This window comes from Flavobacterium sp., assembly GCF_036405015.1.
Taxonomy (GTDB): Bacteria; Bacteroidota; Bacteroidia; order Flavobacteriales; family Flavobacteriaceae; genus Flavobacterium.
This window is the reverse complement of record NZ_DASWYK010000254.1, coordinates 13,742-27,731: the sequence shown is the minus strand read 5'-3', so window position 1 is coordinate 27,731 and position 13,990 is coordinate 13,742. Positions and strand designations below refer to the sequence as shown.

General features: G+C 34.7%; 18 protein-coding genes. 3 read left to right on the top strand and 15 right to left on the bottom strand.

Annotated elements, in window-relative coordinates:
* The first annotated feature begins 32 nt into the window (after positions 1 to 32).
* The 3 genes from VGE71_RS22290 to nadD all read left to right on the top strand — a co-directional run bounded on the left by VGE71_RS22290 (position 33) and on the right by nadD (position 2,236).
* Positions 33 to 893, top strand: coding sequence for a YicC/YloC family endoribonuclease (locus tag VGE71_RS22290; RefSeq protein ID WP_331140296.1), 861 nt, complete (start codon positions 33 to 35; stop codon positions 891 to 893).
* A gap of 78 nt (positions 894 to 971) precedes the next feature.
* On the top strand, positions 972 to 1,544 hold the full coding sequence (gene gmk / locus VGE71_RS22285) for a guanylate kinase (RefSeq protein ID WP_331140295.1): 573 nt from the start codon (positions 972 to 974) through the stop codon (positions 1,542 to 1,544).
* A 110-nt stretch (positions 1,545 to 1,654) separates the two neighbouring features.
* Entirely contained in the window at positions 1,655 to 2,236 is a 582-nt protein-coding gene (gene nadD, locus VGE71_RS22280; RefSeq protein ID WP_331140294.1) for a nicotinate (nicotinamide) nucleotide adenylyltransferase, read from the top strand.
* 396 nt (positions 2,237 to 2,632) lie between these two features.
* Here nadD and VGE71_RS22275 read toward each other — a convergent pair whose 3' ends face one another.
* From VGE71_RS22275 to prs, 15 genes are all read right to left on the bottom strand, one after another.
* Positions 2,633 to 4,102 carry a nicotinate phosphoribosyltransferase gene (locus VGE71_RS22275; protein WP_331140293.1) on the bottom strand — a complete coding sequence of 490 codons (1,470 nt, stop codon included), beginning with the start codon at positions 4,100 to 4,102 and terminating at the stop codon, positions 2,633 to 2,635.
* A 13-nt stretch (positions 4,103 to 4,115) separates the two neighbouring features.
* Positions 4,116 to 4,424 (bottom strand): hypothetical protein, encoded by a 309-nt coding sequence (locus tag VGE71_RS22270; protein WP_331140292.1) that lies wholly within the window; start codon positions 4,422 to 4,424, stop codon positions 4,116 to 4,118.
* A complete protein-coding gene (locus tag VGE71_RS22265) occupies positions 4,421 to 5,389 on the bottom strand; it encodes an ADP-ribosylglycohydrolase family protein (RefSeq protein ID WP_331140291.1) in 969 nt (322 codons plus the stop codon). The genes VGE71_RS22270 and VGE71_RS22265 overlap by 4 nt, the downstream gene beginning before the upstream one ends.
* Positions 5,386 to 6,117, bottom strand: coding sequence for a metallophosphoesterase family protein (locus VGE71_RS22260; protein WP_331140290.1), 732 nt, complete (start codon positions 6,115 to 6,117; stop codon positions 5,386 to 5,388). Before VGE71_RS22260 ends, VGE71_RS22265 begins: the two co-directional genes overlap by 4 nt.
* A gap of 3 nt (positions 6,118 to 6,120) precedes the next feature.
* Positions 6,121 to 6,681: a 2OG-Fe(II) oxygenase gene (locus VGE71_RS22255; RefSeq protein ID WP_331140289.1), complete on the bottom strand. Its 561-nt coding sequence runs from the start codon at positions 6,679 to 6,681 to the stop codon at positions 6,121 to 6,123.
* Between the two features lie 65 nt (positions 6,682 to 6,746).
* Entirely contained in the window at positions 6,747 to 7,295 is a 549-nt protein-coding gene (locus VGE71_RS22250) for an RNA 2'-phosphotransferase (protein WP_331140288.1), read from the bottom strand.
* Positions 7,296 to 7,300: 5 nt separating this feature from the next.
* Positions 7,301 to 7,936: a DUF4291 domain-containing protein gene (locus tag VGE71_RS22245; RefSeq protein ID WP_331140287.1), complete on the bottom strand. Its 636-nt coding sequence runs from the start codon at positions 7,934 to 7,936 to the stop codon at positions 7,301 to 7,303.
* 128 nt (positions 7,937 to 8,064) lie between these two features.
* Positions 8,065 to 8,571 (bottom strand): O-acetyl-ADP-ribose deacetylase, encoded by a 507-nt coding sequence (locus tag VGE71_RS22240; protein WP_331140286.1) that lies wholly within the window; start codon positions 8,569 to 8,571, stop codon positions 8,065 to 8,067.
* Positions 8,572 to 8,698: 127 nt separating this feature from the next.
* A complete protein-coding gene (locus VGE71_RS22235; protein ID WP_331140285.1) occupies positions 8,699 to 9,112 on the bottom strand; it encodes an ADP-ribosylation/crystallin J1 in 414 nt (137 codons plus the stop codon).
* A 7-nt stretch (positions 9,113 to 9,119) separates the two neighbouring features.
* Positions 9,120 to 9,647 carry an NADAR family protein gene (locus VGE71_RS22230; RefSeq protein ID WP_331140284.1) on the bottom strand — a complete coding sequence of 176 codons (528 nt, stop codon included), beginning with the start codon at positions 9,645 to 9,647 and terminating at the stop codon, positions 9,120 to 9,122.
* Positions 9,648 to 9,659: 12 nt separating this feature from the next.
* The gene (locus VGE71_RS22225) at positions 9,660 to 10,742 is read right to left on the bottom strand and encodes an adenylosuccinate synthetase (RefSeq protein ID WP_331140283.1); all 1,083 of its coding nucleotides are present in this window, start codon (positions 10,740 to 10,742) and stop codon (positions 9,660 to 9,662) included.
* Between the two features lie 169 nt (positions 10,743 to 10,911).
* Positions 10,912 to 11,781 carry a hypothetical protein gene (locus tag VGE71_RS22220; protein WP_331140282.1) on the bottom strand — a complete coding sequence of 290 codons (870 nt, stop codon included), beginning with the start codon at positions 11,779 to 11,781 and terminating at the stop codon, positions 10,912 to 10,914.
* Positions 11,782 to 11,783: 2 nt separating this feature from the next.
* Positions 11,784 to 12,119, bottom strand: a complete 336-nt coding sequence (locus tag VGE71_RS22215; RefSeq protein ID WP_144216898.1) for a hypothetical protein — start codon at positions 12,117 to 12,119, stop codon at positions 11,784 to 11,786.
* Between the two features lie 160 nt (positions 12,120 to 12,279).
* Entirely contained in the window at positions 12,280 to 13,098 is an 819-nt protein-coding gene (locus VGE71_RS22210; RefSeq protein ID WP_331140281.1) for a TIGR02452 family protein, read from the bottom strand.
* Positions 13,095 to 13,922 (bottom strand): ribose-phosphate diphosphokinase, encoded by an 828-nt coding sequence (gene prs / locus VGE71_RS22205; RefSeq protein ID WP_331140280.1) that lies wholly within the window; start codon positions 13,920 to 13,922, stop codon positions 13,095 to 13,097. The genes VGE71_RS22210 and prs overlap by 4 nt, the downstream gene beginning before the upstream one ends.
* Positions 13,923 to 13,990: the final 68 nt, after the last annotated feature.

Genomic DNA, 13,990 nt, shown 5'->3' with positions numbered 1-13,990 from the left:
TTAATTATCTTTGCGCCTTTATACTCAATTATATGATACAATCTATGACAGGGTTTGGCAAAGCTTCTTTGCAATTGCCAACAAAAAAAATTACAGTTGAAGTAAAATCCTTAAACAGTAAAGGTTTAGATTTAAATGTTAGAATGCCATCACTTTACCGTGAAATGGAACTTGGATTACGAACTCAAATCTCAACAAAACTAGAAAGAGGAAAAATTGATTTTGCAATCTATTTAGAAAGCACTGCAGAACAAACTTCGACTAAAGTAAATGTACCAGTTGTAAAAGGTTATATCGCACAATTGAAAGAAGTAAATCCTGATGCAGACGAAACTGAATTAATGAAAATGGCTGTTCGTATGCCAGATACATTAAAAACAGAGCGCGAAGAAATCGACGAAAACGACTGGGAACAAATTCAGGCAATCATCGATGAAGCACTTCAAAATATTTTAAATTTCCGTAAAGATGAAGGTGAATCTTTGGAAAAAGAATTCAACCTACGAATTGGAAATATTCGTCAATATATGAATGATGCTTTGGCGCTTGATCCAGAGCGTATTCAAGCCATAAAAGATCGTTTACAAAACGCCATTGCAGAATTGGAAGTTAATGTTGATGAAAACCGCTTCGAACAGGAATTAATCTATTATTTAGAGAAATTAGATATCACAGAAGAAAAAGTTCGTTTGACTAATCATTTGGACTACTTTTTAGAAACTTTAAACGGTTCTGAAGCTAACGGACGTAAACTTGGTTTTATCACTCAAGAGATGGGACGTGAAATCAATACAATGGGTTCAAAATCGAATCATGCACAAATGCAGAAATTGGTGGTGATGATGAAAGATGAATTGGAGAAGATTAAAGAGCAAGTACTGAACGTCTTGTAAAAGCTATACGTTTTAAGCACAAAAAAAACTAAAATTTAAAGCTAAAGGCATATTGCCTAAAGCCTAAAGCATACCATAATGAACAAAGGAAAACTAATTGTTTTTTCGGCACCATCTGGATCGGGAAAAACAACTATCGTAAAACATTTATTAGGTCAAGAAGATTTAAATCTTGAATTTTCGATTTCGGCAGCATCTCGTGCGCCACGTGGTGAAGAAGTACACGGAAAGGATTATTATTTCATTTCGTTGGAAGAATTCAAAAAACACATTAAAGCCGAAGATTTCTTAGAATGGGAAGAAGTTTACCGAGATAATTTCTACGGAACTTTAAAATCTGAAATTGAAAGAATCTGGGCTTTAGGAAAAAATGTAATTTTTGACATTGATGTTGCCGGCGGACTTCGTATTAAACATAAATTTCCTGAACAAACTTTAGCCGTTTTTGTCAAACCACCAAGTGTTGACGAATTGAAACGCAGACTAAAAGAACGTTCTACTGAGAGCGAAGACAAAATCAATATGCGTATTGCAAAAGCATCTGTTGAATTGGCAACTGCTCCACAATTTGATGTTATTATCAAAAACTATGATTTGCCAGTAGCTTTGGAAGAAGCGCATCAGCTAGTGAAAGATTTCGTAAGTAAATAATTTTTATTCCGCAGAGATACACCAAGAAAAAACACAGAGATTCGCAAAGCTTTTTTTAGACTTTGCGAATCTTTGTGCTATCTTAGCGACTCTCTGCGAAACTACACAAAATGAAAATAGGTCTTTATTTCGGAACTTATAATCCTATACACGTTGGTCATTTAATCATCGCCAATCATATGGCAGAATATGCCGATTTAGATCAGATTTGGATGGTGGTTACACCTCATAATCCGTTAAAGAAGAAAGCGACTTTATTAGACGATCAACAGCGCTTGCAAATGGTTTTTCTGGCAACAGAAGATTATCCGAAAATAAAACCGTCTGATATCGAGTTTAAATTACCTCAGCCGAGTTATACCGTTATCACGCTCGCTCATCTACAAGACAAATATCCAAATCATGAGTTTTCGTTAATTATGGGCGAAGACAATCTGAAAACGCTTCATAAATGGAAAAACTATGATGTAATTCTTGAAAATCATGATATTTATGTATATCCGCGAATTTCTGACGAACCTGAAAATATGGAATTAAAAGCGCATCCAAAAATTCATGTAATTGATGCGCCGATTGTAGAGATTTCTTCGACTTTTATTCGAAATAATATTAAAGAAGGAAAAAATATCCAACCTTTACTTCCTCCAAAAGTTTGGGAATACATTGATCATAATAATTTTTATAAGAAGTAAAAAATTTGAATTGCCTCCAGTTTTAACTGGAGGTTTTTTTATTTTCACAAACAGGTGGTTTTAGCCAAACATTGCAATTTTGGCTAAAGCCGATGTACAAATCAATATTTTTCACCTCCAGTTAAAACTGGAGGCAATTGAATTACAACAACAACGAAAAAACCTTTGTCAAAGTTTAAAACTTTGACAAAGGTTTTCGTGATTAAAAATCTTATTCTAAAAGCTCCAGCGGAGCTAAATATTTATAGAAAAAAACATTTACCCTCCAATCCAGAGCTCCAGCGGAGCGAAATATATCACCCCGCCGGGGCTTTCTTAAAAATCGATCTTATCCAATTTGCTATAAATATGTCGTCCCTCTGGGACTTGATTATAAATGCGTTCTAAACTTTGATGTTATGCTTCAACGTTTACTTCACTTTTTACTCTTGTTCTGATTTCGCTCAACGATTGATCAACTAAAAGTTTTCCATCTCTGAAAACTTCCTTCAATTCGCCTTGTTTTTCTTCTTCCCAAGAAACATTATCTGTTAAATGATACTTCCCGTCGATTAGATCGATTTTCATCAATCCTTTAGCAGATTTTTTAGTTCCGTCATCTGTAATCGGATCTTTGAAGATGGCTCTTCCCTCTCCGTTTACTTCTCCGTAAGTTGCTTTCATCGCAAATCCGAAAGTATCTCTGGTATTATATTGATACGTGAAAGATCCAATTCCTAAAACAACATTGGTAGAAGCAAATCCTTTAGCTTTTAATCTTTCGCAGATTTGAGTTGCTCTTGCCACGGTAATACTGTCTCCATAAATTGCTCCGATTTGCGGAACCAATTCCTTGAATCCTTTCGCATTTGTAGTTCCGCCAAAAACATCCCAAAGCAATTCGATAACTCCTTTTTTCTCTTGTTCTGTTTTTCCGTTTGGATTTCCGCAGATGATATCTACTGGATCACCGCTATCAGGGCGAATTACGACTTTACCTTCTCTAGAAACGATTTCATCTTTTAATCTTGGAAGATAATCCGTTAAAACTTTCCATAAATCCCAAGTATCAGAAACGATAGAAACAATTCCTTTTGGATACACTTCTGTAATTAATCTTTTGAAAGTTTCGTACTCACCTTCTGTAGTTCCCATACACATTACAGAATGTTCTGTTGCTGCTACTGAACCCGCAACCAATTCTTGATCTGAATTGGAATTATAGTATTCTTCTAAGAAATCAATTGCTGGAATCGTATCAGAACCTGTGAAACTTAATAAATGTCCAGCTGCAGAAGTTAAAGCTGCTTCGATACCGCCCATTCCTCTCATTGAGAAATCGTGTGCTTGCCAATCTACAAATTCTGGAACAGAAGAAGTTTCTGTCGCATATTTGTCTAATACTTTTCTGTATTCTTTTGCAATTGTAGCTGAGTTACAAGGCAACCAAACTACTGCAGAAAGTAATGTTTCGAAATAATTTGTCAACCAGAAAAATTCTGGAATCGTATTGTACATTGTAAACATTGGCACTCTCAACGGAACGCTCGCACCCTCTGGCAAAGCTTTAAATACCATCGGAATATATCCTAAATCGTGTAAATCTTCGATGTGTTTAATGCCTACAAGATTTTCACCTAAATAATTATTGATTCTGCGAGAATACTTTTTGATTACTTCTTCTTTTGGCTTTTTAAAGAATTCTTCTTCAAAGTCGTGAATGATATATTTTTTGATGAAATACTGCAGTCCGAAAAAGATCACTTCATCAACAGTTTCAATTCTTGATTTTCTTGGTGTCCAGTTAGAATATACAATTGTAGTTCCGTCTGGATATTGTCTTCTGTGGTCAACTTTGTAACCGTCGGTTAATAGTAGTGGGTTCATATATTTTATGGTATTATTTTAAATTTTCGTACAAAGTATCAAATTTCGAAGACAAATTCAAATATTCCTGAATCCAGTCATTCTGCATCGAGATTTCCTGCAAAGTTCCGGTTGGCGCAAATAAATATTCTAAAGCCTCTAATCCTTTTCTGTTTTTTTCTCGCACCAAATTATCAATTATATTTATTTCGGCAATTAATTCTTCTGCCGAATTATAATTGGTCCATAATAAATCTGTTTCCTGGCTAATTTTGGACTTGATTATATTAAGTATTTTAAATACCTCAACCCAATCAGTATCTTGATTTTTCTCTTCAGTCATGACTGTGATAATTTCTTCGACAATCTATTCGCTAAATCTTTTATATCATTAGATCTTGCCAAACTATCAATCCATTTTGCTGGTATATTTTCCATTCCATAATAAATTCCAGCCAATCCACCTGCCACAGCACCAGTTGTATCAGTATCGCTTCCAAGATTAACAGCTTTCAATACCGCATCTTTATAATTATCGGTTTGAAGAATGCACCAAATAGACGCTTCCAACGTATTCAATACATAACCAGAAGAGAATATTTCGGATTCAGAAAGAGATTCTATCGGTTGAACATCATAGTCTCCAACTTTAAAAGAAAGTATTCGGTGAAAACGGTCAATCTCTGATTGAGGCATATTTGGATTTTCTAAAAACGATTTTACAATTTCCTGCATTTCTTTCAGAGCATCATCTTTACTTTTTCCGTTGTATAACTGTAAAGCATATTCTAGATAAATAAAACAAGCTATTACAGAACGAACATGACGATGTGTAAGCGACGATACTTCTTTTACATGCTGATATCGCTGGTCTATCGGCATATCTTTGATATAAAAAAGCAATGGTAAAATTCGCATTAGAGAACCATTCCCATTACTTTCTTCTGTATCGCCTCCGGCAAGCACAGGATCTTTCCCACAATGCAATTCATGAATAGCAATAGAAGTTGCAATACCAATATCAAACACCTCACCGTGTGGCGTCCAATAACTATATTCTTTCCAATTCACAAAACGATTGGCGAGTTTTTGCAGATCATATTTTTCTGCTAATGTTTCTGCAAGACAAAAAGTCAATGAGCTGTCATCGGACCAAGTTCCTGCTGGCTGGTTGTGTGTTCCATATCCAATCATCTCAACAGCAGGGAATTTCTTCATCTGATTTCTCGAAAGAAATTCATAAGGAACACCTAAAGCATCACCAACGGCAACACCAAATAAAGCTGATTCTATTTTATTCTTCATCATTTATTTCTTCCTTTTTCATCTGGATAAAATGTCTGCACAACATCACTTTGCCAAAATTCTTTTGTTTCAACCTCCATACAGGTTAATTTCCCATAAAAAGCCGCACCAGTATCTACATTCCATACATTACAGCCCTGCATTGGGATTTCTACATCATAATTTAAAGTTGGCGTGTGCCCGATATAAATTTCATTGTAAAGCAACAATCTTTTTGGATATAAAAGTGAATCTTTTTTGATTCGCTTGTCCATTGTCAGCGCCATTTCCCACAACGTCCTGTCCCACGAAAAATTAGTTTGGTAATGTTCTTTTGCTGGTCCGTGCATGGATGAAAATCCGGCGTGAATGAAAAGGTTATTGTTTTCGTCTACGAAATAATCTTTCATTTGACTAAAGAATTCCAAATGTTGTCGCTTTCGCGAAAGCTCGATATTCCGATAACTTTCTATAGTCGATTTTCCGCCGTGCAGAAACCAAATATCATTTATGATATCTTTTTCTAACCATTCCTGACACCAGGCATCGTGATTTCCTTTTATAAAAATACATTCCTGTTTTTGAGACAACTCCATAAGAAATTCAATAACCTGTGCCGATTCGCTCCAACCGTCTACATAATCTCCTAAGAAAATCAGTCGGTCGTTTTGAGATACAGCAACTCGCTCCAGTAACTGAACCAGCGCCTTTAATCCTCCGTGAATATCTCCAAAAACTAAAGTTCTTTTCATGAATTAGATACTCTCTTTAAGTTTATACATAATATCGCTTCTTAAAACATATTTTATTCCCGAAATCAAAGAGGCTCCTTCATGTCGTTGTTTATGTTCAAAAATAAGAGCTGATCCTGTTTTGGGTTGGATGATTTCACCCGAAGCAAATTTTGTTTCTCCGCCTTCAAATCCATCATTCAAATAAATCATAAATGTGTAATAACTGAATTCAGATTCATTGCGTTTATAACTTCCGTCAAGATGCATTTTAAAACGCTGACTCGGATTGTATTTATAAAATCGGAACATTTCGTTTAATCCGATGGCTTTACTATTTCCTACTTCAGGTTTAACATAAGGTTCCAATTTCTGCCATAACAAAGAGGCATATTCATCATCCTGATACATGATACGTTCGTTATTGCGTACCATTTTCATCATTTTTTGAGCGCCATCAACATTTACCTCAGCTTCTTCAAAGCCAATTTGCTCACTTCTTTCTATTAAATCATTACACTCTTCAACAGTTAGAAAATTATCGATGGTATAAATTTCCTTTTCTTCATTAATGATATTTAACATGATTATGTATTTAGGAATTACTAAAATTGTTTCTTGGAAAGTCTTTTGTCTAAACCCGTTTTTTATTATGAAACAAACTCAATATACTTTGCGGGAACCTCATCTGTCAGCCAGACATTGTTTTCTGACAAATAAAACTTAAATCCGTCTCTGTGCATCGCCCCGCTTCTAACGGTTAAAATCTGTGGCACTCCTCTTCTACTTCCGACTTTTGTCGCCGTTTCTTTGTCTTTGCTTAAATGTACGTGCTGACGGCTCATTTTTTTCAAACCCTCTTTGCGAATGTTTTCCATGAATTTACCAACCGTTCCGTGATACAAATATTCTGAAGGTTCTGTTTCTGCCAAATTTAATTCAACCGAAATCGAATGTCCTTGGCTTGCGCGGATTTTGGTTTTATCTTCATTGTAAGCAAAACGTTTTTTATCGTTATTTTCTACAACGTAATCCAAAAGTTTAGCGTCGAGACGTTGTCCTCTTTTATTGCATTTTATAATTAATTCTTCTACATCTGCCCATCCATTTTCGTTTAATTTTAATCCGATAGTTTCAGGCGAATGTCTAAGCACCAAGCTCAAAAATTTGCTGACGCTTTTTGCTGTTTTTTCATTCATCTTTTCTATATAAGTTTTAATTTTTTATTCAATTTTTCATCTTTAAAAAGAAAAGGCTTCTCGGCCGGAATCAGCAGATTTTCCAATTCTTTCTTTTGAACAAATTCGTATTGTTCTTTTACAAAATCCGAAATATCTTCGATTAACAATACATCTCCTTTGGAATAAGATCTTGTAAATTCGTCTCGCAAACCAATCTGAATGGCTCTTCTTTCTAATTTTCCTCCATAAGGATCATGATCTGGATCCCACTGTAATCGTACTGAAGAGGATTTTACTTGCGACTGCCATTCTTCGTAACTTACTTCCAATTCTGTTGCATAAGAAGAATAAACGGCATTTTGAAGGTATTTTTCGAATGCTTCTCTTTTCAAATGAATGGCCAGAACAACTTCTTGACCTTCTTTTGTTCCCCAGCCGTTTCGGTACATCATCCAAAGAAAATTAGGTTTGATCCAAGTCATTCGGTCAAGACTGAAAGCCCCTCCAAAAAACTGATTTTTTACGGCAAATTCGCCTATTTCTTTTCGGTATGACTGATAAACTATTATTTTTTCATCGTCATACTGAGCCATTATGTGATAACCGGATTTCGGCCATTCTGATAATTGCTCGTTATATTTTTTTAATTCTATTTTCATTTTATTAGAACACAATAACGTGATTGTGTTTTGTTTTTAATTAATTCTTGGTGGTCAGACGTTCCGCTGGAACGTAAATTCAACTAATCGATTTTTTTTCTACCGACGATATGTTCCTAACGGAACAACTAAAGAATGCTTTTATAAATCTGATAATTTTCGTCATCAAAGCAAACAAAGAGTACTTTATCTATTTCAGAAATTCTTTCAAAATCTTTTACCGCTTTTAACGCAATTTCAGCTGCTTTATCTTTTGGAAAATGATAAATTCCTGTACTGATATTCGGAAAAGCAATTGTTTTGATTTTGTTTTCTATAGCTAGAATCAAACTGTTTTGATAACAATCTGCTAGCAGTTTTGACTTTTCGTCTTTATCACCATTCCAAACTGGTCCAACAGTATGAATAACATATTTTGAAGGTAGATTTCCTGCTGTTGTTATAACAGCAGTACCAGTTTTACAGCCTCCTTGTTTGTTGCGAATTTGAATACATTCGTCTAAAATTGCTTTTCCTCCTTTTCGATGAATTGCTCCATCAACACCGCCACCGCCAAGCAAAGAAGTATTTGCCGCATTTACAATTGCATCGACTTTTATTTCTGTTATATCGCCTTTTATGATTTCTATAATCATTTTCTAAATACACCTAATTATGGTTCTCTACTCCGTGTTCATCAAACGTTCCTATGGAACGTAAATTCAACTAATCGCTATTTTTTCTACCGACCAAATGTTCCGCTGGAACATTGTAATTTTAAAGTCATTTTCTAAAACTATCTAGTTTTTCATTAAGTTCTTTGTTGTCACTTAACAAAGAACGCTCTGTAAAATGAACATTTACGATTTGAATACCATCGATTATATTAGAATTGAAGTCATTCAAATCTTCTGAAGGAATCCAAAGCTCGTTATGGTTTTTATCGCCTACATTTTGAATTTCATACTTTTTCAAAAAATCTGAGTTAACGTCAAACGCAGTTACAATTCCAATAAAACCTGAGAATTCGTCAACGGTATTCCATTCAAAAGCAATTTGATCTGCATATTGCTGATTGGTTACCGGATAAAAAATAGGTTGCCATTCTAACCTTGGTGGAAAAGCATTGTAATCCAAATCCGCGATTAATTCCATTTCTTTTAAACCAACTGGACGATATAATCTTGTCGTTTTCATAATCTAATTATTTCAATTCATCCCTAACTTCCATTAAAGCAAAACCCAAAAGATTCAGTCCTTTCCATTTTTCAGGATTTAAAGCTTCTTTGTGATCTTCTGCCATTCCGATTCCCCAAATTGGATCTACAGGACTTGCTTCGACAATTACTCGTTCATTCGTATTTATTAAAAAAGTCTTCAAATCAGGATTTTGACTGAATTTGTGAAAGTTTCCTTGTTTCACGATTTCAAATCGGTTTTCTAACCAGATTTTATCATCGTAATTTCTAACCTTTCTGCCTAGTTTTTTGGCTTCGGCTGGAGATTTGCATTCTATAATTTTTGCTAGAATTTCCTCATCCTTAAATAATTCTGCTTTCTTGGCCATCATCCAGTGTTCGGCCGTTTTATACGTTATTCCATCCACCTTAAAAGAACTCAACCACCATTGACTGAAACAAGTTTTAATAATCGTTCCGTCTTTACTTGGCTGATGTCCCCAGAAAAACAAAAATTTACTTTCTGGAGCTATAGTATCTATATTGTATTTCATGTTTTCTCTTTTTTATTGAAACAAAGAAGTGATGTTTTTGAAATCTTTTGAATCGGGTGAAAATGATCCGTAGATTTCATCGAATTCTGTTGTCAAACTTTCAAACTCATAATCCTGCTCCAGCTGATCCATACAGGTTACAACCAAATTTCGTTTTGCCATTGGGCTGTAGGCTGCATCGAGTTTTAGAGCATAATTCAGAAGTTCGTAATTCAGATTTCCAAAACGTAAGTGTTTTTGGTATTCATTAAAAACACAGGTTTCTTCTTCGTTGTTTTTTAATTTAATTTCTCCTTCATTCGCCATCCAGCCATGTCCGTGGCGGGTTGAATAACTTCGGGTTACGTAATAAACCGCTACATCTTCAATCTTTAGTTTATTACAAATTTCAATGGCATTTTTTGAAGTGGTATTGGCATACGTTACATTCGGAAAAACACCGTGATCCATGTCGAGTAAAATTCCCTGACTGCCTTCAAAAATCAGATTTTCGTATTTTGAAAGGAATGTATAATCGACAATATTCCATTGTATTTTATCGATGGCTTCCAGATATTGCTCTACTTCATCGTCGATGTCACTTTCGTTTGAAAAACCATAGTAATAGGCGATTTGGTTTAGTTTTTCTAAAAGCATTTCTCTAGGCGCAATCAAATCGATGGCAAACAATTTATACGGACCTTCATTTCTTTTCATAGTTGAACCAATGCCTTTTCCGCAGGTTCCGTTTTCAATGTTTCGTACATTTCCTCTGTTGTGCCAGACATCAAAAGGAGTGGTAACTTTTGCTAAAGGATGAATGTACAAATCCAGATTAGCGTTTTTTTCTTTTAATTCTTCTCTTTCGTTGAATAAAAAAAGAGGATGAATCGTGCAATGCTCACTGTAATAAGACGGAAGACCGCGAAGTGCTCCACTAGCAAAACTCGAATGCACGTGTTTTCTATCGTCAATCATAACCGTGTGCGCGGCTTGTTGTCCTCCCGAAAAGCGAATAACTATAGATTCAGGGTTTTGTTTTGCCAGAAAATCTGTTGTTATGCCTTTCCCTTCATCACCAAATCCTAAACCTATAACTATTTTCGCTGTTTTCATTTTACTAAACTGTTGGTCAATTATTTTTTAACACATAGAATCATAGACTTAAGAAACGTAAAAAGGTGTTTCACTTGTTTCAATTCACATAGCTATGTGTTAGAAACTAGTTTCTTTCTCTATTCTTTTATAATATAGGAAAAATCTATGTTTCTATATGTTTAAAAAATTAAAGCATTTCTATATTATCTAAATTGTTATCGCTTTTATCAGAAACTGGTATTGATCCTAAACCAGAACTTTTATGTTTATCACAGATTATTTTTTTGATTACGTTTGGAATTTCTCTGTGATCTTCGATAGATAAACAATTTTGTCCCAACAATTCTTTCCATTCCACATCTGCATTTATCGCTTGTCCTGAATGCAACACACTAATGTGATATACATCGTATCTTTTTTGCGCTTCTGCTAATAATTCAAGATGTGTATAAGTCTGTTGTCCTTGACCCATAATTTCTTTGATTGCTGAAGCTGGAAGCGTTTTTAAACCTGGTTCATCACCAACGGTAAACAACAATCCTTTTTGTCCTCTTTTTTCGAAAGCATCGGTTTTAGTGTGAAATGCTGCAAAATACCATGCTAAAAGATAACTTTCTCCAGCGTTTCCTCCGCCTCCGCCTTCGATGTACGTTCTTGTTAACCACATATCCAATTCTTCGTCACCAGATTCAAACTGTCCCACTTGAAGCGGAAATCTGTCGCATTCGTGATCTCCGATTCCTAAGAATAAAAGTGCCGGATCTGGAACACCTCCTTGAATAATTCCACCCATTAATTTTGGAAGTCCGTCTTTTATTAATTCGTGTGGAATATGTCCCATACTTCCTGTAACATCTAATCCTAAAATGATTGGAACTGTGTTTGGATGCACATCAGAATCTCTTGCTTCTCTAAAAATCACTCCGTTTGGATTCATAGATTCATGAGCCTTATGTAATGCATTCTGTGTAAATATCTCGCTAGCTGATTTTTTTCCGTAACCTGCTGCTTCTGCTCTGCTCAAACGAGCGCCTATATCGTATCTTGTACCTCCCATAACTAGAATTTTTTACCAAATAAATATTCAAATCTCTTTTTTGTTACTTCAAACTGGATGTTTAAATTTCTGATGGTCAACGAAAGTTCCATGTCTTTCTGAACAAAGGCTTCTGGCTGAAAATCGGCGAAAGTCAAACTGTTTTTATCCAACGGACTAATATCAATCAGTCCTTCTTGTTCTCTTTCGAGTCTTTTAATTTTTAATTCGATATCCTCGACTCTTCTTCTGTAAATTAATTCAGAATCTTCACCAATTACTTTGGCTCTGTCTTCTCTAATCTGATCATTGTTTCTTTTTAAAGATTCAATAAATCTTGGTTTTAAATCGTCGCTCATAATTTTTATTGGTTGTTTTTGTTTCAGGTTTCAGGTTTCAAGTTATTTGATGGACTTGAAATTTGGTTTAGACTTGAAACGGTTAATAGATTTTTTTTCAGGTTTTCTTTGTTTCAGGTTTTAAGTTCTCTGCAGTAACTTGAAACTTGAAACATTTTACTTAATTAAAAGCATCTTCGAAAATCTTAAGATTTGGTTTCTTATCAGAAGCACTAAATATGGCAAAAACTATTTTTTTGAAAGCGCCAGAATATCTTTCTGCGATAATTTCCTTAAATAATTGTGCTACATCTTTGGGTTCATTTCTAAAAACACCGCATCCCCAAGCTCCCAAAATCAATGTTTCAATATTTTGTTTTGCTGCAATTGCTAATACTTTATCCATTCTTTTTTTGAAAACTTCCTCTGTTTTAGCAATTTCATCTTTCCTGTTGTGTTGCAACATCGCGCCTTTGTTTGGTGCTGGTGCTGTAATCACATCTACAACAAATGGTTTTTCAAAATAATCTCCATTATCATCGTTCCAAAACAAAACATTCGGACTGTAAATCATGTATTCTGAATACAAAAACGAAGACTGATTTCTATTAAAATCATACATTGTCTTGTCTTTAGTCTGCGTTTCATAAAGACTCGAAGATCTTGCCAAACTTTCTTCCTGAGCCGAAGCGCCACCTAGAAATCCACCGCCTGGATTTTTCGCAGAAGCGAAATTCAAAACACCGATTTTACCATTTTCTTCATGAATAATTGCTTCAATTGTCGAACAGTTTTTCGTAACGATTTCTGTTTCAAACTTATTTTCAATTGGTATTTTCAAAATTGCATCCCAATCGTTTGGTGCAATGGTAAACGTATTTTTTATAGATTCTTCAAGTTCTTTTTCTACGGGAATCTTTTTTCCTTTATAATCATAAAAACCATTCTTTATGATTTCTAAGGTTTTATTTGCTATTTCTGTTCTTTCATTTTTATTCATAATTCAAATTTTATGACTTCGACGTTCTCGCCGTCAAAGTCTTTAAAAGAATTCGTAGTAAATATTTTGTCGAAACAATCTAAGACTTCAAATCCTTTATTGAAAATTCCGTGGCTTACTGCCAAGTATAATTTTCCTGCGTTTTTCTTTTTTAATTCTTCTGCTAGTCCTACGAAAGTTCCTCCTCCATCGCAGATATCATCTACAATTAAACAATCCATTCCTTCTAAATCATCATTGTAGACTTTGAAACCAGATAATTTTCCGGTTTTTACATCACGGCTTTTACTGCATTCTACAACCTCAACTCCGCCTAAAAACTCAGATACTTTGTAGATTTTCTTTAAAGCACCACCGTCTGGAGAAATCAGTTTTACGTTTTCGCCCACTCTTTTTACCACTTCCTGAATAAAACTGTAGTTCGGAATTACAGTACAATTGTTCAATAAAGCCGGAGTTACTTCAGAATGCGCATCAAAAACAAACACTTTGTTCAATTGCATGGCATTAATAATATCAGCATATACTTTTACAGACAACGGCTCGCCCGGAATCATAACGCGGTCTTGTCTTGCAGCTGGAAAATACGGAATAAAAAGATCGATAATCTTAACGTCCATTCTGCGTAAAGCGTCTACTGTAATACACAACAAACCTAAATCGTTGAATGAATTCAATCTTTGCGTAATAGTTACTTTTCTGTTGGTATCAAAATCTGGAACGATTTTAATGTGTGGCTCGCCTCCAGAGAAAGTAAAACTTTGAAATTTAATTTCTTCCTGATTTTGAAATGGAGCGAATTTTGGGTCGAGATTTAGTATCATAGTTTTTTAGTTTGCGTTAATTATACGCAAATGTAGAATTTAATTTTAAATAAACAATATATTTTGTG